The following is a 21,207-nucleotide window of genomic DNA, read 5'->3' as shown; positions in this document are numbered from 1 at the left end:
GACAGCCACCAACGCAGGCCGACCCCAGGGTGACCGGGCGGAGAGGGAGGACACGGAGCAATGGAAGCAACTGACACTGTGAGTCGCAGCGTTGTCAACGTCACCGTCACGGGGGCGGGCGGGAACATCGCGTATTCGCTGCTGTGGAGGATCGCGTCGGGCGACGTATTCGGGCCGGGGCAGAAGGTGAACCTGAGCCTGCTGGAGATTCCCAGCGCGGTGCGGGTGGCCGAGGGCGTGGCAATGGAACTGGCCGACTCCGCGTTCCCCCTGCTCAACTCCGTCACCGTCACCGATGACCCCCGCCGCGGCTTCGACGGGGCGAACGCGGCCTTCCTCGTCGGGGCGAAGCCGCGCGGCAAGGGGGAGTCCCGCAAGGATCTGTTGACCGCCAACGGCCGCATCTTCACCGAGCAGGGCAGCGCGCTTAACGACGCCGCTGCGGACGACATCAGGGTCCTCGTGGTGGGCAACCCCGCCAACACCAACGCCTACATCGCCGCGAAAGCGGCGCGCGACATTCCGGCGGAGCGCTTCAACGCCATGATGCGCCTCGACCACAACCGCGCCGCATCGCAGCTGGCGGCGAAGCTCGGCGCCGCCGTTGGCGACATCGACGGACTCGTGGTGTGGGGAAACCACTCCGACACGCAGTTCCCCGACATCGAGTACCTGCGCGTGGCGGGCGAGCAGGCCACGGGACGCGTCGACCGCGCATGGTACGTCGACGAGTTCATCCCCCGCGTGGCCCAGCGCGGGGCGGAGATCATCAGCGTGCGCGGGTCCTCCTCCGCGGCCTCGGCCGCGTCGGCGGCGGTCGACCACATGCGCGACTGGGTCCAGGGAACGGGTGGGCGCTGGACCACCGTGGCGCGGGCGTCGACAGGCGAATACGGCGTGGACGAGGGCCTGGTGTTCGGCTTTCCCACGGTGGGGATCAACGGGCGGTGGGCCGTGGTCGAGGGTCTGGACCTCACGGAGTTCCAGCGCAGCCGTATCAACGCCAACGTCGAGGCGCTGCGCGAGGAAGCCGCGGTGGCTGACAGCCTTTTCTAGCGTGTCGTAGGGCCCGGCTAGACTATGTCGCGTGACTGAACAAAATGGGCAGAGTGCACAGCTGGTAGGCGTCAACAGGGCTGACGCGCTCCCGAAATCGTGGGAGCCGCGCGAGCACGAGCAGACCCTGTACGAGGGATGGGTGGACAAGGGCTACTTCACCGCCGACCCCTCCTCGGACAAACCCGCCTTCTCGGTGGTGCTCCCGCCGCCGAATGTGACGGGCCAGCTGCACATGGGCCACGCCCTCGACCACACGCTCATGGACGCGCTCGTGCGCCGCAAGCGCATGCAGGGATACGAGGTGCTGTGGCTGCCGGGCATGGACCACGCCGGCATCGCCACCCAAACCAAGGTGGAGGCCAAGCTCAAGGAGGAAGAGGGCAAGGACCGCTACGGCTACGGCCGCGACGAGTTCGTCGCCCGGGTGTGGGAGTGGAAGGAGAACTACGGGGGCACGATTGCGTCGCAAATGCGGGCGATCGGTGACAGCGTGGACTGGTCGCGCGAGCGCTTCACCCTGGATGAGGGGCTCTCGCGCGCGGTGCAGACGATATTCAAGCAGCTTTTTGACGCCGGGCTGATCTACCGCGACTACCGCCTGGTGAACTGGTCCCCCGTGCTGGAAACGGCGGTGTCCGACATCGAGGTGGTGTACAAGGACGTCGAGGGCGAGTTCGTCTCCATCCGCTACGGCTCCCTGGACGACAACGAGCCGCACCTCGTCGTGGCCACCACGCGCGTGGAGACGATGCTGGGCGACGTCGCCATCGCGGTCCACCCCGACGACGAGCGCTACGCCCACCTCGTGGGCACCCAGTTCGACCACCCGTTCCGCGACGACCTGAAGCTCACCGTCATCGCCGACGACTACGTGGACATGGAGCTGGGAACCGGCGCGGTGAAGATCACCCCGGCCCACGACCCGAACGACTACGAGATGGGCTTGCGCCACAACCTAGACATGCCGATCATCATGGACGAGACCGGCCGCATCGCCGAAACCGGCACGCGTTTCGACGGCATGACGCGCGAGGAGGCCCGCGTAGCCGTGCGCGAGGCGCTCGCGGAGCAGGGGCGCATTGTCAAGGAGGTCCGCCCCTACGTCCACTCCGTGGGCCATTCGGAGCGCTCGGGCGAGGCGATCGAGCCGCGCCTGTCGCTGCAGTGGTTTGTCAAGGTGGACCGGCTCGCCAAAATGGCGGGCGACGCCGTGCGGGCGGGCGACACGGTCATCCACCCGCAGTCGATGGAGAAGCGCTACTTCGACTGGGTAGACAATATGCACGACTGGACGATTTCCCGCCAGCTGTGGTGGGGTCACCGGATCCCGATCTGGTACGGGCCCAACGATGAGGTGGTGTGCGTCGGGCCGGGTGAGGAGCCGCCGGCGGGCTACACCCAGGACCCCGATGTGCTGGACACGTGGTTCTCCTCGGCCCTGTGGCCGTTTTCCACCATGGGGTGGCCGGACGCGACCCCGGAGCTGGAGAAGTTCTACCCCACCTCGGTGCTGGTCACCGCCTACGACATCTTGTTCTTCTGGGTGGCGCGGATGATGATGTTCGGCACGTTCGCCGGTTCCCAGACGCCCGAGGTGCTCGGATCCGGCACCGACGGCCGCCCGCAGGTGCCGTTTACGGACCTGTACCTGCACGGGCTCGTGCGCGATGAAAAGGGACGAAAGATGTCGAAGTCCCTGGGCAACGGCATCGACCCCATGGACTGGGTGGACAGCTACGGCGCCGACGCCCTGCGCTTCGCGCTCGCCCGCGGCGCCAACCCGGGCATCGACCTGCCCATCGGGGAGGACAACGCCCAGTCCGCCCGCAACTTCGCCACCAAGCTGTACAACGCCACCAAGTTTGCCCTGATGAACGGGGCGGCGGTAGGGGAGCTTCCCGCCCGCGAGGAGCTCACCGACGCCGATCGCTGGATCCTCGACCGCGCGGAGGAGCTCCGCGCCCAGGTGGACGCTTTCCTGGATGACTACCAGTTCGCCAAAGCAAACGAGGAGCTCTACCACTTCGCGTGGGACGAGCTGTGCGACTGGTACCTCGAGATTGCAAAGACGCAGATCCCGCGCGACGAGGCGGAGGCAAGCGCGGAGGAGATCGCCCGCGGGCGCACCACCAGAATCGTCCTCGGCCGGGTGGTCGACGTCGTCCTGCGCCTGTTGCACCCGACGATGCCGTTCGTCACCGAGGTCCTGTGGACGGCGCTGACGGGGGAGGAATCGCTCAACCTGGCAGCATGGCCAACCTCGGGCGACACCAACGGCGGGGCGCAGACGGACCAGGAGGCCCGGCGCCGCATCGAGGACTCCGTCAAGCTCATCACCGAGCTGCGGCGCTTCCGTTCCGACCAGGGCGTCAAGCCCTCCCAGAAGGTGCCCGCGCAGATCGACTTCGGCGCCGCGGACCTCGTCCAGCAGGAAAACCTCATCCGCAGCATTGCCAAGGTGGAGGTCCCCGGCGGCGACTTCCGGGCGTCGGCAAGCGTGGAGGTGAGGCTGAGCCGCGCCACTGTCGATGTCGCGCTGGATACCTCGGGCACCGTCGACATCGCCGCAGAGCGCAAGCGGCTGGAAAAGGAGCTCGCGGAGGCCCACAAGGAGCTCGAGACCACCGGAAAGAAGCTGTCCAACGACTCCTTCCTGGCCAAGGCGCCGCAGGACGTGGTGGAAAAGATCAAGGCGCGCCGCGAGGTCGCGTTGGAGGAAGTCGAGCGCGTCACCGCCCGGCTCCAGGACCTGCCGGAGGCGTAGCGTGGAACCACACGATTCGACCGGCCGCGACGAGCCGGGGTTGCCTGACCTGCCGGAGCTGCCCGAACAGTTCGACATCTCGCTGGAGGAGACGGGCTTGCGGGTCAACCTCGGCACCCCAGGGGAGGGGGAGGCCGGCGAGGACGACGACGAGGTCCGTCCCCGGCGGGTGACCCCCGAGGACATGGCCGCGCTGCGCCGCGTGGAGGCGGAGCTGGCCGAGCGGTGGGGAGAAACGCAGATTGACCCCACCCTCGAGCGCGTGCGGCTGGCCATGGACTACCTCGGCGACCCGCAGGAGTCCTTCCGCTCGATTCACGTCGCCGGCACGAACGGCAAGACCTCGACCACGCGCATGATCGACTCCCTGCTGCGCGCCTTCGGGCACCGCGTCGGCCGCACGACGAGCCCGCACCTGCAGCTGATCACCGAGCGCATCGCCATCGACGGGGAGCCGATCCACCCGGCGGACTTTGTCAGCGTCTACGAGCAGATCGCCCCCTACCTGGCGATGGTCGACGAGCAAACGGCCCAGCGACTGTCCTACTTCGAAGCCCTCGTGTGCCTGGCGTACGCCGCATTCGCGGAGGCGCCGGTGGAGGTCGCCGTGGTGGAGGTGGGCATGGGCGGGCGTTGGGACGCCACCAACGTTATTGACGCGGACGTCAACGTGATCATGCCGATCGGGCTGGACCACACCGAGTACTTAGGCGACACGCTCACCGAGATCGCCGGCGAGAAGGCCGGCATCATCACCAGCCCCGACTCGGTGACCATCGTGGCCGACCAGGAGCCGGAGGCGATGCGCGTCGTCCTCGAGGAAGCGGTGGAGGTCGGCTCCGCCGTCGCCCGCCTCGGCATCGAGTTCGGAGTCGCGGAGGCATCCGTCGCCGTCGGCGGGCAAACGCTGACCCTCAAGGGGCTCGGCGGGGAGTACTCCGACATCTTCTTACCGTTGTCGGGACCGCACCAGGCGCGCAACGCGGCCGTGGCGCTCGCGGCGGTGGAAGCCTTCCACGGGGCCAGTTCCCAGCGCCCGCTCGATGCTGAAACCGTTCGCCGGGGTTTCGCACAGGTGTCCTCCCCCGGGCGCCTCGAGCGCGTGCGCGCCACGCCGACGACGTTCATCGACGCCACCCACAACCCCCACGGAGCGCGCGCGCTTGCCGACGCTCTGTCCAACGACTTCGATTTCGCCCGGCTCATCGGCGTGCTCGGCATCCTGGGGGACAAGGACGCCTCCGGCATCCTTACGGCCCTGGAGCCGGTGCTCACCGAGGTCGTGATCACGCAGAACACCTCGCCGCGCGCGCTCGACGCGTACGAACTCGCCGAGCTCGCCCGTGAGATATTCGGCGACGAGCGCGTGCACGTGGAGGAAAACCTCCCCGCCGCCTACGAGCTCGCCGTCCAGCTGGCGGAGGACGCGCTGGCGGAAGTCGGCGTGCAGTCTGGCTCGGGCGTCATCATCACCGGCTCCGTCGTCACGGCGGGGCAGGCCCGCACGATGTTTGGAAAGGACCCGCAATGAGCCGATCCCGCAAGCGCGAACCCGATGTGAGCCCGCTCGGGCCCGGACGGACCCCCGCCAAGGACCCCCTGGCCGGTCTCGGCGGCGTGCTCTCGGGCACCCTGGTCATGGAGGCCATGACAATCCTGCTCATCCTGCTCGTCATTTTGAAAGTCGACGGCGGGTCGCACTGGACCACCTTCAACTGGGTCTACGTCACGGTGCTGGGCGTCGCCCACGTCGTGATGGCGTTTCTGCAGCGCCTGCCTGGCGCGTTGAAGATCAACCTCGCCCTGCAGATTCCGCTGATTTTCGGCTTCTTCGTGCACTGGTCCGTCACGGCGGTCGGCATCATGTTCGGCGTCGTGTGGTTTTTCATCCTCAAGCTGCGCCGCGACATGATCGAGCGGATGCGCGGCGGGTACCTGGTCACCCAGCATCTCGGGACGGCGGACGACGGATCACCGGCCCAGGAACAGGGAAACTAGGTCGTTTCACTAGGGGGCCTTTCACGGAAGTGTGACTTGCGTTAAACTTTGTAGAAACTGTAACGCATACGCCAACACTTGCTAAGGAGTGGCATGTCAGAACCTATTTACATCACAAACGCGAAGCGCACACCGATCGGTACCTTCGGCGGCTCCCTGTCGAAGATCTCCACGATCGACCTGGGCGCTCACGTGGCCAAGGCTGTCATCGCCGACTCCGGAGTTTCCGCCGACGAGTTCGACTCCTCGGTGTGGGCCAACGTTGTTACCACCGGCCCGCGCGACATGTACACCTCCCGCGCCGTCGCGCTCGAGGCGGGCCTGCCGCAGGGCTCGCACGCCTACGGCGTGAACCGCCTGTGCGGCTCCGGCGTGCAGGCGGCCATCAGCGCGGCGCAGCAGCTGATGACTGATGACTCCCGCCTCGCCCTCGTCGGCGGTGTCGAGGTGATGAGCCAGGCGCCGTACTCGGTTGAGGGCATGCGCCAGGGCCGCAAGATGGGCGACGGCAAGCTGGTGGATTGGCTCACCGGTGCGCTGACCGACCCGATGGGCAACGGCATCATGGGCGTCACCGCGGAAAACGTCGCGCAGCGTTACGGCATCAGCCGCGAGCGCCAGGACGAGTTCGCCCTGCAGTCCCAGACCCGCGCCGCCGACGCCATCGCCAACGGCCGCTTCACCGAGCAGATCGTCCCCGTCGGCGATTTCGCCGTGGACGAGCACCCGCGCCAGACCAGCGCCGAAAAGCTGGCCGGTCTGCGGCCGTCCTTCAACAAGGAGGGCACGGTGACCCCCGGCAACGCCTCAGGTATCAACGATGCTGCGGCCGCGCTGGTGATGACGAGCGAGTCCGGCCTGTCCCAGTACGGCCTGGAGCCGATGGCAAAGATCATCTCCTGGGGTCTGGCCGGCTGCGACCCGAAGTACATGGGTCTCGGCCCGACCGTGGCTGTGCCGAAGGCACTGGACAAGGCCGGCCTGAAGCTCGATGACATGAAGATCATCGAATCCAACGAGGCGTTTGCGGCGCAGGCCCTCGCTGTGGCCGACGAGCTCGGCTTCGACAACGACAAGACCAACATCAACGGCGGCGCCATCGCGCTCGGCCACCCGATCGGCGCAACCGGCGTCATCCTGATCACCAAGGCTATCCACTCCCTGCGGGACGCCGGCGGCGGCCTGGGTCTCGTCACCGCCTGCATCGGCGGCGGCCAGGGTATCGCCCTCGTCCTGGAGGTTTAAGCACACATGGCTTCTGACATCACCACAGCAGCCGTCCTCGGCGCCGGCTCCATGGGCGCCGGCATCGCGGCCCTTCTGGCCAGCGGCGGCATCAAGGTTCACCTGCTAGACCTCCCGTCCGACGGCGAGGACCGCGACGAGCGCGCCCGCAAGGGCATCGAGACCCAGGTCAAGCGCCGCGGGTTCACTCGCCCCGAGTACGCGGACCGCATCACCCCGGGCAACACGGAGGACCACCTCGACCGCCTGGCGGAGGCCGACTGGATCATCGAGGCCGTGTTCGAGGACATCAACGTTAAGCGCGACACCTACGACAAGGTCGACGCTCACCGTCGTCCGGGCACTCCGGTGACCTCGAACACCTCCACGATTCCGCTGGAGACACTCCTGGCCGAGGCGAGCGAGGAGTTCAAGGCCGACTTCGCCATCACCCACTTTTTCAACCCGCCGCGCGTGATGCGCCTCGTGGAGCTTGTGCAGGGCCCCGACACCCGCCCCGAGGTGGGCGAGAAACTGCGCCAAGTGCTCGAGCGCGACCTGGGCAAGGTTGTCGTGGACTGCCGCGACACCCCGGGCTTCATCGCCAACCGCATCGGCAACTTTTGGATGGGCGCCGGCGCGCAGATCGCGTTCGACCAGGGCGTGCTGCCGGAGCAGGCGGACGTCGCCTTCGGCAAGCCGTTCGGCGTTCCCCGCACCGGCGTGTTCGGCCTGTTCGACTACATCGGTCTACAGGTCGCCCCCCACATCTGGGGCTCGCTGCTCGATGCCCTGCCGGCGGATGACGCGATGCACAAGTTCGGCGTCGTCGATTCCCCGCAGTTCACGGAGCTGCTGGAGAAGGGCTTCACGGGCCGCACCGCCGAGTCCGGTTTCTACCGCGGCCGCGACGAAGTGTACGACTTCGAGGCGCACGACTACCGCGAGAAGAAGTCGTTCGAGGTTCCGAAGGACGCCAAGGAACTCATGGAGTCCGGTACGCCCGAAGGCAACTACGCCCGCGAGGTCTTCCGCGAGACCCTGCAGTACTGCTGCGACACGGCCGAGGAGATCGCCTCCACCGTCGATCAGATCGACATCGCGATGGAGCTCGGCTACGGCTGGAAGAAGGGCCCCTTCGCGCTGGCCGACTCGATCGGGCTGGATTACGTCGCCTCGCTTTTCGACGCCGTCCCGGCGCTGCTGGAGTCCGCCCGCGCGGCCGGTGGCTTCTACGCCGACGGCAAGGTGCTGGGCACCGACGGCCAGCTGACCGAGCCCGCCCAGCGCGAGGGAGTCGTCCGCGTCTCCGAGCTCGTCGACGGCGCTGAGGTCGTGGCCAGCAACGCTGGCGCGACCGTGTACAAGCTCTCCGACGGTATCGGCGTGTTCGTCTACACCACTCCGATGAACTCCTCGACGGATGACGTCACCGAGCTGTTCACCCACGCCGGCGAGTGGGACCTCAAGGCCCTCGTCATCGCCAACGATGAGGAGCGCGCCTTCTCCGCGGGGGCGAACCTGCCGCGCCTGGCCGAGATCTCGGGCCCGAACGGCGACGAGGAGGCCCGCAAGGCCACCATCCGCCAGGGTGTCGACGGCCTGCACGCGCTGCGCCGCGCGCCGTACCCGGTCATCGGCGCCGTGCGCGGCGTCGCCCTCGGCGGCGGCCTGGAGCTGCTGCTGCACACCGACGCCTCCGTTATCCACGGCGAGACCCGTGTCGGCTTCCCGGAGCGCTCCGTGGGTCTGTTCCCGGCGTGGTCTGGCCCAGTGCGACTGCTGGAGCGCCTGCTGGAGCTCGGCACGCCCAGCGCTCACAAGGTCGCTTACGACACGCTGCTCAACACCAAGCCCGTTCCGGCGGTGAACGTGGATTTCTGGCGCGACAAGGATCGCGTGATCATGAGCCCGGACCACGTGGTGGAGCAGGCTCTCGAGCTCGCCCGCGAGCTTGCCAGCGGCTACACCGCCCCGGCCGACGCGGAGCTGCCGCTGACGACCGAGACCCTGGAATACACCGAGGGCTCGGAGACCGATGCCGCCATCGGCGCAGCGCTCGCCAGCGTGTACAACGGTGAGGGCACCGCCACCGAGGCGGAGCTCGCGGACCGCCAGGTCGACGCCGCCTCCGGCGTGCTCGCTCGCCAGGAAAACGGCGACCGGGCCGCCCACATGGCAACAACCCGCAAGCCGCTGAACAACTAGTTCGCGCCCGACACAGACGGGCCGCATCCTCCATCTCAGATGGAAGGTGCGGCCCGTTGTTCTGTGCGCCGCCGGTGGGCGGCGCACCGCTCAAGGGTTAGCGGTAGGCGCTGACCCCGGTGATGGTCTTGCCCACGATGAGCGATTGGATGGTGTCGGTGCCCTCGTAGGTGTGCAGCGACTCCAGGTCCGCCATGTGGCGCATGACGTCGTTTTCCAGCAGGATGCCGACGCCGCCGAACATGTCGCGGGCGTTCGCCGCCACGCGGCGCGCGGCGCGGGTGTTGTGCACCTTCGCCAGGGCGGCCTGCTTCTCGCTGAGCTCGCCCGCCTCCTCGAGCTCGAGCAGGCGCTTGCAGTACAGGGCCATGGCCGTGACGTCCATGAGCATGTCGGACAGGCGCTGCTGGATGATCTGGTTCTTGATCAGGGGGCGGCCGAACTGGACGCGCTCGGTGGCGTACGTCAGGGCCTTCTCGTAGCAGTCGATGGCGATGCCCAGCGCGGTCCATGCCACGCCGAGACGGGTGCCGCCGAGGACGACTGCGGTGTCGCGGAACGACCGGGCTCCGGGGAGGCGGCGGTCGTCGGAGACGCGGACGTTGTTGAGCTTGATGTGCGCCTGCGGGATGCCGCGCAACGAGCCCTTGCCGGTGATGGTCTCGGCGTCGTAGCCCTCCTGGTCCTGGTCGACGATGAATCCGCCGACCTCGCCGTCGTCCATGCGGGCCCACACGACAGCGATGTGGCCGACGGAGCCGTGGCCGATCCACTTCTTCTCGCCGTTGATGACCCACTCGTCGCCGTCACGCGTGGCGGTGGTTTCCAGGGCGATGGAGTCGGAGCCGTGGTCGGGCTCGGTGAGCGCGAACGCGCCGCGGATTTCCATCCGCGACATGGGGCCGAGGTACTTCTTCTTCTGCTCCTCGGAGCCCAGCAGGTTGATCGACTGCATGGCCAGTCCCGCCTGGACGATGACGGCTGTGGTCGTCGAGGCGTCGCAACGCGCGAGCTCGAGGGTGATGAGGCGGTTGGCGCGAATCGACATCGGCCGCTCCCCCTCGATGTCGATACCGTCGCGGATCAGGCCGCGGCGTGCGGCCTCCTCCACGGCCGGGACGTTGTATTCGGCCTTCTCCCACGCCTCGTTGATGTGCGGGCGGACCCAGGCCGCGTAGTCGCGCGCGGTCTTCCACCATTCGAGGTCGTCGCCGTCGACGTCAGCGAACACTTGGTAGTAGTCGGCCCTAGGGGAGAGAAGGTCGTTGGTTTGGTTGGGCACTGTCAGTCCAGCTTTCTATGACAATAGGGGTTTAGGCTTCGAACGGTACGGCGCGAAGCTTCTTGCGCTCGATCTTACCGGTCGGGTTTTTCGGAATCTCGTCGACGAACTCTACGGCGCGGACCTTCTTGTAGGGGGTGACCCGCTCGGCCACCCACTCCATGAGCTCCTCGGCGGTTAGCGTGGAACCTTCCTCGCGCACCACAAACGCGCGGGGGATTTCCAAGCCGTCGCGCACCACGCCGACCACACCGGAGTCGACGATGTCGGGGTGGGTGAGCAGCAGGGCTTCGAGCTCGGCAGGCGCGACCTGGTAGCCCTTGTACTTGATCACTTCCTTGGCGCGGTCGACGATGTAGGTCACGCCCTCCTCGTTCACGCGGGCGACGTCTCCGGTGCGCAGCCAGCCGTCGCCAATGAGCACCTCGTCCGTCGCCTCTTTGTTGTTGAGATAGCCCATCATGACCTGCGGGCCCCTGACGAGCAGCTCGCCCATCTCGCCATCGGTCACCTCGGTGTCGGTCTCGAGGTCCATGATCTTGAACTCGGTGTTGGGTGCCGCGAAGCCGATGGAGCCCGGATCGGAACGGCCGTGGATGCCGAAGTGGGTCACCGGCGAGGTCTCCGTCATCCCGTAGCCCTGGATGATCTTGACGCCGAGCTTGGAGGCGACGGTGCTGGCGGTGTCAAAGTCCAGCGGCGCGGCGCCGGACAACATGATCTTGGCCGCCTCGAAGTTCTCCGCCTTCACGGTGGGGTTCTTCGCCAGGGCCACGGCCATCGGCGGGGCGATGAAGGTGAAGCCGATCTGGTGCTTCGGGTGGGCGTCGATGAACGTCTGCAGGTCGAACTTCGGCATGGTGAAGATGTGGTGGCGCTTCTTCAGCTGGGACAGCAGGAGCACCGTCAGGCCGTAGATGTGGGAAAACGGCAGCGGGGAGAGGAAGTTGGTGCGCTCCGTCACGCCGTTTTCCACCAGCAGGTGGTTGACCTGTTCGATGTTGGAGACGATGTTGCGGTGGCTGAGCATCACGCCCTTCGGCAAGCCGGTGGTGCCGGAGGAGAACGGGATGGCCATGATGTCGTCCGCGGAGACCTCGACGTCGGGCGGGGTGTGGCCGCCAGCCGCGACGGCGGGGATCTCGTAGCTCCACATCTGATCCATTCCCTCGATGTCGGTCAAGCCGATGTAGTACGAGGCCCCGGAGAGCTTGATCAGCTTGTTGACGTCCGAGGAGTTCATCAGCACGCCGAGCGGCGAGACGATCGCGCCGGCCCGCAGGATGCCCAGCAGGGCGACGACGTAGTTGATGGAGTTGGGGATCTGCAGGGCGACGACGTCGCCCTTTCCAATGCCGCGCTCGGCCAAGGCGCCGGCGACGGATTCGGCCATCTCTCGCAGCCCGCGGTACGAGACGGTCATTTCGGTGGTCAGCTCCGTGAGTGCAGGAAGCGAACCCTCTTCTTCGGTCAGGTCACCGAAGATGTGTGTGAACAGATCGACCTCGGGGATGTCGATCGCTGCGAAAGGGCTGGTGTATGCCATGAGGTGGGTTCTTCTACCTAGTTGATTTTCGGGGGCGGAGCTTATTCAGGCTTTTACGGGCCCAGCGGGGCCTAGCTGGTAAACGCGCCGACTCCCGTGATGGACTTGCCCACGATGAGCGACTGCATGGTGTCGGTGCCCTCGTAGGTGTGCAGGGTTTCCACGTCTGCCATGTGGCGCATAACGTCGTTCTCGAGCAGGATGCCGACGCCGCCGAACATGTCGCGGGCGTTCGCCGCCACGCGGCGCGCGGCGCGGGTGCCGTGGACCTTGGCCAGGGCGGCCTGCTGCTCGGTCAGCGTGCCGGCCTCCTCGAGCTCGAGCAGGCGCTTGCAGTACAGGGCGAGCGAGGTGACATCCATGAGCATGTCGGACAGGCGCTGCTGGATGATCTGGTTCTTGATCAGGGGGCGGCCGAACTGGACGCGCTCGGAGGCGTACTTCAGTGCCTTCTCGTAGCAGTCCACGGCCAGGCCAAAGGCGCTCCACGCCACGCCGATGCGGGTGGCCATGAGCACCTGGGCGGTGTCGCGGAAGGAGCGGCAGCCGGGCAGGCGGCGGTCGTCGGAGACGCGGACGTTGTTGAGCTTGATGTGCGCCTGCGGGATGCCACGCAGGGCGGCCTTGCCGGTGATGGTCTCGGCGTCGTAGCCCTCCTGGTCCTGGTCGACGATGAAGGCGCCCACGTTGCCGTCCTCCATGCGGGCGTAGACGACGGTGATGTGTCCGACGGAGCCGTGGCCGATCCACTTCTTCTCGCCGTTGATGACCCACTCGTCGCCGTCACGTACGGCGGAGGTCTCCAGCGCGATGGAGTCGGAGCCGTGGTCGGGCTCGGTGAGCGCGAACGCGCCGCGGATCTCCATCAGGGACATCGGCTTGAGGTATTTCTTCTTCTGCTCCTCGGAGCCCAGCAGGTTGATCGACTGCATGGCCAGGCCGGCCTGGACGCCGAGCGCGGTGGCGGTGGAGGCGTCGAGGCGGGAGATCTCGAAACCGATGAGGCGCTTTGCGCGGATGCTCATCTCCGGCTCGCCCTCGATGTCGATGCCGTCGCGGATCAGGCCGCGGCGCGCGGCCTCCTCAGCGCCGGGGATGTTGTACTCGGCCTTCTCCCACGCCTCGTTGATGCTGGGGCGGGCGAACTCGCAGAAGTCGCGCGCCTTCTTCCACCATTCGAGGTCCGCGCCGTCGACGTCATCGAAGATGCGGTAGTAGTCGGTGCGGGGGTCGAGCGGGATGCCCTGGAACTCGGTGAACTGGGGTGTGTCGGCCATGATTGCCCTCCAAAGCTGTTAGATGAGTCGTGCTTTCTCAGTATTGTGACCCACATCGCATAGTGGCGCAACCGATTTGTAGCGTGGGTTTCCGTGTCGCATCTCACGCCGCGGGCCACGGAACCTGGCGGAGTTCGCGGCGTAGGATCTTGCCGGTCGGGTTCTTCGGGATCGCGTCGACGAACTCCACCGCGCGCACCTTCTTGTACGGGGTGACGCGCTCCGCGACCCACTCCATGAGCTGCCCGGCGCTCACATCCGCCCCCTCCCGCTTGACGACGAACGCGCGCGGGATCTCCAGGCCGTCTCGCTCCGCTCCCACCACGCCGACGTCGTTAACGTCCGGGTGGGTCAGCAGCAGCGCCTCCAGTTCGGCTGGGGCGACCTGGTAGCCCTTGTACTTGATCACTTCCTTGGCGCGGTCGATGATCCTCAGGCCACCGTCGTCGCCTATGCGCGCGATGTCGCCGGTGCGCAGCCACCCGCCCTGCACGAGGGTGTTGTTCGTGGCCTCCTCGTTGTCGAGATAGCCGAGCATGACCTGGGGTCCGCGCACGAGTACCTCGCCCTGCTGGCCCTCCTCGACGTCCTCGAGCGTGTCAATGTCCACGAGGCGGATTTCGGTGTTGGGCGCGGGCTTGCCCACGCTCGAGTGGTCGGCGTCGCCGTGCAGGTTGAGAGCGACGAGGGGGGCGGCCTCGGTCATGCCCCAGCCCTGGACCACCTTCGTGCCCAGTCGCTCCTCAACCGCGCGCATGATGGGGGCGTCGATAGGCGCGGCGCTGCTGACCATCAGCTTGGAGTCGGCGAACCAGGACGCGTCGATTTCCGGGCCTTTCGCCATCGCGATGGCCATTGGCGGGGCGATGAAGGTGAACTCGATGTTGTGCGTGCCGTGGGCGCTGAGGAAGAGTCCGAGGTCGAACTTGGGCATGGTGAAGATGTGGTGGCGGCGGTACAGCGGGCTGAGCAGCAAGACGGTGAGCCCGTAGATGTGGGAGAACGGCAGCACGCTTAAGGTGTTCGCCTCCCGCCGGATGCCGCAGAGGTCGATCATCGCGTCGACCTGCAGGATGTTGGCCACCAGATTGCGGTGCGTCAGCTGCACGCCCTTCGGCAGGCCGGTCGTGCCGGAAGAAAACGGGACGGCGGCCACGGATGCAGGGTCGATGTGCACGTCAGGCGCGGGATGGTGGCGCTGCGCGATTGATTGCAGCTCCATGGAGAAGATCTGGGGGATCTGCTCCAGGTCGGTCGGGCCGATGAACAGCTTGGAGTGCGAGGCGGAGACGATGTGCGCCACGTCGGCCTGGTTCATCAGCATGCCGACGGGGTTGACGGTGGCCCCGGCGCGCATGACGCCGAGCAGGCTGGCCGCGAAGTTGATGGAGTTGGGCACCTGGAGCGTGACCACGTCGCCGGGTCCGATCCCGCGGGAGGTGAGCTCCCCGGCGATCGATTCGGAGTAGTCCCTCAGCTCGGCGTAGGTCGCCGTGGTTCCGGTCGTCAGCTCGGTGATGGCGGGCAGCGCCGCGTCCTTCTCGCTCAGGCCGCCGAAGATCAGGTCGAACACGTTCGTCTCCGGTACCTCGACGCTGGGGTAGGGGCTGTGGTAGATCAACGAAACCTCCCGGTGTGTGATGTGGGTCGCAATGCTTATCAATGTGTAGCACACGCTATACCGCCCGGGGCGATTTTTATCTATTTGTGCAAAACTACCCGGGTGGCGGCGCCGCAGGTGGTTATGCTCAGGCGTTATGCGCACCCTTTGGTTTATTCTCGCCGCCGCGTTCTCGCTCGTCGCCGTGGGCGCGAACTGGCTGGATCTTCCCCGGCCGGCGGCCCTAGCGTCGATCGCGGCGGCCGCGGTGTTCCTGGTCCTGGGTTTCCGCGAGACGTACCGCAACCGCGTTCAGGGCCCCGTCGAGCTCGACGCCGAGCAGGAAGAGACGATCCGCAGGATGAAGTCGGAGGGTAACTCCGGGCTGGCGATCCGGCAGGTGCAGATGTGGCATCGCTACGCCTCCGCGGAGGACGCGGCCCGCATCGTGCGCGAGTTGTAACCGCGTTTAGTAGTGTTGGCGACTATGACTGAACGCACTTTGATCCTGATCAAGCCGGACGGCGTCGCCAACGGCCACGTCGGAGAGATTATCGCCCGCATCGAGCGCAAGGGCCTCAAGCTCGTCGAGCTCGACCTGCGCACCGCCGATCGCGAGACCGCTGAGAAGCACTACGCGGAGCACTCCGACAAGCCGTTCTTTGGTGAGTTGGTGGACTTCATCACCTCCGCGCCGCTGGTGGCAGGAATCGTGGAGGGCGAGTCCGCCATCGCCGCATGGCGCCAGCTGGCGGGCGGCACCCACCCGGTGGAGAAGGCGACCCCGGGCACGATCCGCGGCGACTTCGCCCTCACCGTCGGCGAAAACGTCGTGCACGGATCCGACTCGCCCGAGTCCGCGGAGCGCGAGATCGCCATCTGGTTCCCCAACAAGTAGAAAGCTCGCCCCGCTTGTCGACGCCACCTGCAACGCGCAGGTGGCGTTTGCGTTGAGTGAACCTGCGGTGAATCGCGCCGGAAAAGTTGGGAAACTGGGGCTTCCCGCGTTGCGGACGGGGGGCTCGCGGTTGACCATGACCGTGTGTCTGACACGCCTGACCACGCGCTGCCTCGCCGTTCCTTCATCGTCGGCACCGGCGTCGCCGCCGCCACCGCCGCTATCGCCCCCCGCGCCTCCGCGCAGCTGTCGTCCCAGCTGTCCTCAACGTCGTCGGGGTCCTCGCTGACCGGCGGCCGCGTTCTGCCCGGCGCCCCGGAATCGCAGTACTCCCACTTCATGCACGGCGTCGCCTCCGGCGACCCGACCCCCACGTCGGTGATTCTGTGGACCCGCGTGACGGTGAGCCCCGAGGCCACCCCCGGGTCGGGTATCGGCGCTGACGCCCCCGTGGGCTGGGAGGTGACAACCTCGCCCGAGTTCACCACCGTGGTCCGCTCCGGCACGGTGACCGCCCAGGCGGCCTCGGACCACACCGTCCACGTGGACCCGAACGGCCTGCAGCCGGGCACGGTGTACTTCTACCGGTTCAGCTACAACGGGGTGTTCTCCCCGGTGGGCCGTACGCAGACGGCGCCCGCCTACGACGCCGCGGTGGATGAGGTCACCTTCGCCCTGGCTTCCTGCGCCAACTGGGAGGCCGGGTACTTCGCGGCCTACCGCGACATGGCTGAGCGCGCGGAGCGAGGCGAGTTCGACGCCGTGGTGTTCCTGGGCGACTACATCTACGAGTATCCGACCGGCGAGTACGCGGGGAAGAGCGGCGTTTCGCGCCAGCACTCGCCGCAGAACGAGACGATCACGCTCACCGACTACCGGGTCCGCCACGGCCGCTACAAGCAGGACCTGCAACTGCAGCGCGCGCACGCCGCCGCGCCGTGGATCGTCATCTGGGACGACCACGAGACGGCGAACAACTCCTGGCGCGAGGGGGCGGAAAACCACACCGACGGGACCGAGGGCTCGTGGCTGGACCGCCGCAACGCCGGCCAGCAGGCGTACTTCGAGTGGCTACCGGTGCGCGCGACGCGCCCGTCGGAGGGCGGGCACATCTACCGCAGCCTGCAGTTCGGGTCCCTGGTCAACCTCACGATGATGGACCTGCGCACCTACCGCGACGCGGAGCCGTCCCGCCTGTCCGGCAGTAGCGACGGGCGCGAGATGCTGGGCTCCGAGCAGTTCGACTGGCTCGCCTCGGTGGTGCGCAACTCCACGACCACGTGGAACGTGATGGGCAACTCCGTCATGATCGCCCCGCTGACGCTGGGCTCGCTCGCCCCGACGAGCTCCGAGGCCCGCCTGGTCAACCAGCTGATTGAGGATTTCTCCACGCTGGTCTCCGGCATCCCCCTGAACCCGGACCAGTGGGACGGCTACGCCTGGGCGCGCAACCGGCTGTTCGACGAGCTCGCCGCGGACGACGCCAACGTGTTGTTCCTCACCGGCGACATCCACACCGAGTGGGCGAACTCGATCGTGCACAACGGCGAGGAGATCGGCTGCGAGATCGTGACCTCCTCGATCAGCGCCGCCAACGTGGGCGACTCTGTGAGCACCTACACGCACGTCTACTACCCGGAGAACAACCCCGTCTCCCTGCTGGCAGAAGACCTCATCCGCTCGCTTAACCCGGCCGTCAAGCACGTCGACTTCGACGCCCACGGCTACGCGGTGGCGAGGATCCGCCCGGCCGAGGTGGGCATGGAGTTCTACCGCGTGGGCGACTACGAGAACCCCGATTCGGCGGTGGGCCTCGCCCTGTCGCGCGTGTGGCGCCCCGGCGCCGGCTACGTCTAAGGCGGGCGGAAAGGGGCGGTGCCGCCCCTGGTGTGCCACAATGGATGCGAAGCGTGGGCGGGCCGTGTATATGCCGCGTTAAGACGAGTTTATATCTGCGGCCCAACAGCGCTGTGAAGCTTAAAACACGCATCCCGATGCGGGAGGCGGCACTGTGCGGCGGCGGCGACGAGGAAATCGCCAGCGCCCGGTGGCGTCGCCCCGCTCGGCCTATGAATGGAGATTCTCCGTGGCCACAAACAAGCACCCTGCGGCGGCGTTCGACCGCAGCCAACTCACCGACAAGACGAGGGTGTTCCAGCTCGCCAAGGCGCTCGGGGTTCCCTCGAAAGAGCTCATCGTCGCGCTGACCGAAATGGGCCTGGTCAAAGTGGCCCAGTCTTCGCTGACGCGGGCCGAGGCGGAGAAGCTTCTCGACGCTCTCTCCGACCCCGCCCAGGCCAACCACGACGCCACCTCGGAGGACGCCGTGGCGGAGGTGGACGAAAAGATCCGCCAGCGCGTGCGCAAGGACGTGGAAAACGAGATCCACCAGATCGAGGAGAAGGTGGAGCGGGAGCTCCCCGCCCCTGAATCCGACAGCGATGAGCTGCTGACCAACATCGAGCCCGAGATCACCCCCGCCCCCGAGAGCGACGAGGTGCCCGCATACGTGCCCGTGTTCAAGGCGCCCTCGCGGGAGGAGAGGCGTCGCGCCAGGCGGGCGTCGTCACGCGAGGCGATGCAGGACAGCGAGCCGGTGGACAGCGGCGCGGCCGATGAGGCTCAGCCAGCCGACGAGGTCGAGGTGATTGAGGAGCCGAAGGCGATCCGCGGCTCCTCGCGCCTGGAGGCGCAGCGCCGCCGCCGCTCCGAGAAGCGGGAGGAGGACCGCAAGCGCTCCAAGATCGTCTCGCAGGCGGAGTTCCTCGCCCGCCGCGAATCGGTCGAGCGGACCATGGTGGTGCGCGAGCGCGCCCGCCACAGCGGCCACGGGACCATCACGCAGGTCGGCGTGCTCGAAGACGGGGTGCTGGCGGAGCACTTCGTCACCTCGGACCAGAATGCGTCGATGATCGGCAATATTTACCTCGGCCGCGTGCAGAACGTGCTGCCGAGCATGGAGGCGGCGTTCATCGACATCGGCCAGAACCGCAACGGCGTGCTCTACGCGGGCGAAGTCGATTGGAAGGCAGCGGGCCTCGGCGGGCGTTCGCGCCGCATCGAGCAGGCCCTGAAATCCGGCGACCAGGTTATGGTGCAGGTGACCAAAGACCCGGTCGGCCACAAGGGGGCGCGCCTGACCACGCAGATTTCGCTGGCCGGGCGCTACCTGGTCTACGTGCCCGGCGGCCGCAGCGCCGGCATCTCGCGCAAGCTGCCCGCGCCCGAGCGCAAGCGCTTAAAGGAGATTCTGGCCAAGGTGGTGCCCGGAAAGGGCGGGGCGATCATCCGTACCGCCGCCGAGGGCGTGTCCGAGGAGGCGATCGCCGCCGACGTCACCCGGCTGCACAATCAGTGGGAGGCCCTGCAGGAGCAGGCGGAGCGCGAAAAGTCCTCGAAGGGCGCCAAGCCCGTCACGCTCTACGAGGAGCCCAACCTGCTGGTCAAGGTCGTGCGCGACCTGTTCAACGAGGACTTCTCGCAGCTGATTGTCGACGGAAAGCGCCCCTGGAACACCGTCCACGCCTACGTCAGCTCGGTCGCCCCCGACCTCGAGGACCGCCTCGTGCGCTATGACCGTGCCGCGCACGACGGCCAGGACGCATTCGAGGCCTACCGGGTTGACGAGCAGATCCAGAAGGCGCTCTCCCGTACCGTCTGGCTGCCATCCGGCGGCACGCTGGTCATCGACCGCACCGAGGCGATGACCGTCATCGACGTCAACACCGGCAAGTTCACCGGCTCCGGCGGCTCGCTGGAGGAGACGGTAACCCGCAACAACCTGGAGGCGGCCGAGGAAATCGTGCGCCAGATGAGGCTGCGCGACATCGGCGGCATGATCATCGTCGACTTCATCGACATGATCCTGCCCGAGAACCAGGAGCTGGTTCTGCGCCGCCTGAAGGAGGCGCTCGGCCGCGACCGCACCCGCCACCAGGTCTCCGAGGTGACCTCCCTGGGGCTAGTGCAGATGACACGCAAGCGTCTCGGCACCGGGTTGCTGGAGACCTTCTCCACGCCGTGCGAGTGCTGCGGCGGCCGCGGGATCATCGTCGCCGACGACCCCGTCGACACCGCCGACCCCGCCGAGGGTGTTGCGCCGGCTCGCGGGCGCGAGAGGCCGAGCAAGCACACGCATTCCGACAAGCCCGCAGCGGCCGAGCAGGACAACGCGGATAAGGACCCCGCGGACCACGTCATCGCGCTCGACGAAGAGGCCCTGGACAAGCTGGCCGCCTCCGTCATCGGCGGGGACACTGATTCCGACGGGTCCGGAGGGTCCGACGCTTCCGGCGCTGGCAGCGCGGGCGGGGAGTCGCGCCCGCCGCAGCCCAAGGGTCGCCGGCGCGGCCGCCGCGGCGGGAGCCGGGGACGCGGCAAGGACGGCGCCGACGCAGCGACAGGCGCAGCGGCACCTGGAGAGAAAGCGGCGCCGGAGGAGCGAGTGACCAGCGAAACCTTCGACGAGGCCGTTGAGGAGTTCGAGAACTCGCCGCGGCGCAAGCGGCGCACGCGCGGAAACTCCCGCTCGGACTACCGGCCCAAGCCGGAGGACTTCTGGGGAACGGACGAGCCCGCCGAGACTGAGGAAGCCGCGCCCGAGCGCACGGCTGAGCGGCCGTCGCAGGGTAGTGCGGCCGGCCGGACGCGCGGGCGCAGGCGTGCGGTGCGGCGCAGTACGGCCTCCGCATCCTCTTCCACTGGGTCCTCCGCGGCGGCGGAGGCGACACCGACGAACGCCCCGCGGGAGACTGGGGCGCGTGGTGGGGGCGTCGACAAGCAGGCGAAGCCGGACAAGCAGGTCGGCGGGCGCGGACGGCGCCGAGCCGTGAGGCGCCGGCCCCAGTAGCCCGCGGTTTGGAGAAGTGCCCGGGGCCGTAGTAGGCTTTGGCAGTCCGTGTTGTGGGGCGTGCGCGCCTCGTAGCCTCAGCATGCAGGCACGGCAAGCCTGGTTACAGGCCCCAGAACACTTAAATTCACTGTTCCAAGCGGTTCCCGAAGCATGCCGGGCCCCGTGCGAGTTATAGATAAGGGGTAACCCTCTATGTACGCGATCGTCAAGACCGGCGGCAAGCAGTACAAGGTTGCCGAGGGCGACCTGGTCCGGGTCGAGAAGCTCGAGGGTGAAGCAGGCGACAAGGTTGCACTCACCCCGGTTCTTCTCGTCGACGGAGCAGATGTCACCACCGGCCCGGATGCGCTGTCTAAGGTCAGCGTCGAGGCTGAGATTGTCAGCCACGGCAAGGCCAAGAAAATCGACATTCTCAAGTACAAGAACAAGACCGGCTACAAGGTTCGTCAGGGCCACCGTCAGCCGCAGACCACCGTCAAGATCACCGGCATCAAGTAAG

Annotated in this window: 15 protein-coding genes; 11 read left to right on the top strand and 4 right to left on the bottom strand. The window is 67.3% G+C overall.

What is annotated here, in order from left to right; all coding sequences use genetic code 11:
• Positions 1 to 60 precede the first annotated feature (60 nt).
• The 6 genes from BLS40_RS05575 (at position 61) to BLS40_RS05550 (ending at position 9,253) form a co-directional block, all read left to right on the top strand.
• Positions 61 to 1,056: a malate dehydrogenase gene (locus tag BLS40_RS05575; protein WP_092149851.1), complete on the top strand. Its 996-nt coding sequence runs from the start codon at positions 61 to 63 to the stop codon at positions 1,054 to 1,056.
• Between the two features lie 31 nt (positions 1,057 to 1,087).
• Complete coding sequence (locus BLS40_RS05570) at positions 1,088 to 3,823, top strand: valine--tRNA ligase (protein WP_092149849.1); 2,736 nt, start codon at positions 1,088 to 1,090, stop codon at positions 3,821 to 3,823.
• A 1-nt stretch (position 3,824) separates the two neighbouring features.
• Entirely contained in the window at positions 3,825 to 5,354 is a 1,530-nt protein-coding gene (folC, locus tag BLS40_RS05565; protein WP_407922392.1) for a bifunctional tetrahydrofolate synthase/dihydrofolate synthase, read from the top strand.
• The gene (locus BLS40_RS05560; protein ID WP_092149847.1) at positions 5,351 to 5,821 is read left to right on the top strand and encodes a DUF4233 domain-containing protein; all 471 of its coding nucleotides are present in this window, start codon (positions 5,351 to 5,353) and stop codon (positions 5,819 to 5,821) included. Before folC ends, BLS40_RS05560 begins: the two co-directional genes overlap by 4 nt.
• Positions 5,822 to 5,914: 93 nt before the next feature.
• Complete coding sequence (locus tag BLS40_RS05555; protein ID WP_092149845.1) at positions 5,915 to 7,066, top strand: acetyl-CoA C-acyltransferase; 1,152 nt, start codon at positions 5,915 to 5,917, stop codon at positions 7,064 to 7,066.
• Positions 7,067 to 7,072: 6 nt separating this feature from the next.
• Complete coding sequence (locus BLS40_RS05550; RefSeq protein ID WP_092149843.1) at positions 7,073 to 9,253, top strand: 3-hydroxyacyl-CoA dehydrogenase/enoyl-CoA hydratase family protein; 2,181 nt, start codon at positions 7,073 to 7,075, stop codon at positions 9,251 to 9,253.
• A gap of 97 nt (positions 9,254 to 9,350) precedes the next feature.
• Here the strand turns inward: BLS40_RS05550 and BLS40_RS05545 are convergent, their stop codons facing one another.
• From BLS40_RS05545 to BLS40_RS05530, 4 genes are all read right to left on the bottom strand, one after another.
• Positions 9,351 to 10,535, bottom strand: coding sequence for an acyl-CoA dehydrogenase family protein (locus tag BLS40_RS05545; protein WP_092149841.1), 1,185 nt, complete (start codon positions 10,533 to 10,535; stop codon positions 9,351 to 9,353).
• A gap of 31 nt (positions 10,536 to 10,566) precedes the next feature.
• Positions 10,567 to 12,081: an AMP-binding protein gene (locus BLS40_RS05540; protein WP_092149839.1), complete on the bottom strand. Its 1,515-nt coding sequence runs from the start codon at positions 12,079 to 12,081 to the stop codon at positions 10,567 to 10,569.
• A 71-nt stretch (positions 12,082 to 12,152) separates the two neighbouring features.
• Positions 12,153 to 13,358, bottom strand: a complete 1,206-nt coding sequence (locus BLS40_RS05535) for an acyl-CoA dehydrogenase family protein (RefSeq protein WP_092149837.1) — start codon at positions 13,356 to 13,358, stop codon at positions 12,153 to 12,155.
• Positions 13,359 to 13,461: 103 nt separating this feature from the next.
• Positions 13,462 to 14,979, bottom strand: a complete 1,518-nt coding sequence (locus BLS40_RS05530) for an AMP-binding protein (RefSeq protein ID WP_172808005.1) — start codon at positions 14,977 to 14,979, stop codon at positions 13,462 to 13,464.
• 136 nt (positions 14,980 to 15,115) lie between these two features.
• Between BLS40_RS05530 and BLS40_RS05525 the strand changes: the two genes are divergently transcribed.
• From BLS40_RS05525 to rplU, 5 genes are all read left to right on the top strand, one after another.
• Positions 15,116 to 15,421, top strand: a complete 306-nt coding sequence (locus BLS40_RS05525; protein WP_092149833.1) for a hypothetical protein — start codon at positions 15,116 to 15,118, stop codon at positions 15,419 to 15,421.
• A gap of 24 nt (positions 15,422 to 15,445) precedes the next feature.
• Complete coding sequence (gene ndk / locus BLS40_RS05520; protein WP_092149831.1) at positions 15,446 to 15,856, top strand: nucleoside-diphosphate kinase; 411 nt, start codon at positions 15,446 to 15,448, stop codon at positions 15,854 to 15,856.
• 144 nt (positions 15,857 to 16,000) lie between these two features.
• The gene (locus BLS40_RS05515) at positions 16,001 to 17,713 is read left to right on the top strand and encodes an alkaline phosphatase D family protein (protein WP_092149830.1); all 1,713 of its coding nucleotides are present in this window, start codon (positions 16,001 to 16,003) and stop codon (positions 17,711 to 17,713) included.
• Positions 17,714 to 17,942: 229 nt separating this feature from the next.
• Complete coding sequence (locus BLS40_RS05510) at positions 17,943 to 20,705, top strand: translation initiation factor IF-2 N-terminal domain-containing protein (RefSeq protein WP_092149828.1); 2,763 nt, start codon at positions 17,943 to 17,945, stop codon at positions 20,703 to 20,705.
• A gap of 195 nt (positions 20,706 to 20,900) precedes the next feature.
• On the top strand, positions 20,901 to 21,206 hold the full coding sequence (gene rplU, locus BLS40_RS05505) for a 50S ribosomal protein L21 (protein WP_092149826.1): 306 nt from the start codon (positions 20,901 to 20,903) through the stop codon (positions 21,204 to 21,206).
• The last annotated feature ends 1 nt before the right edge of the window (position 21,207 follow it).

This window comes from Corynebacterium mycetoides (assembly GCF_900103625.1).
Lineage (GTDB): Bacteria > Actinomycetota > Actinomycetes > Mycobacteriales > Mycobacteriaceae > Corynebacterium > Corynebacterium mycetoides.
This window is presented reverse-complemented; position numbering and strand designations above follow the sequence as displayed.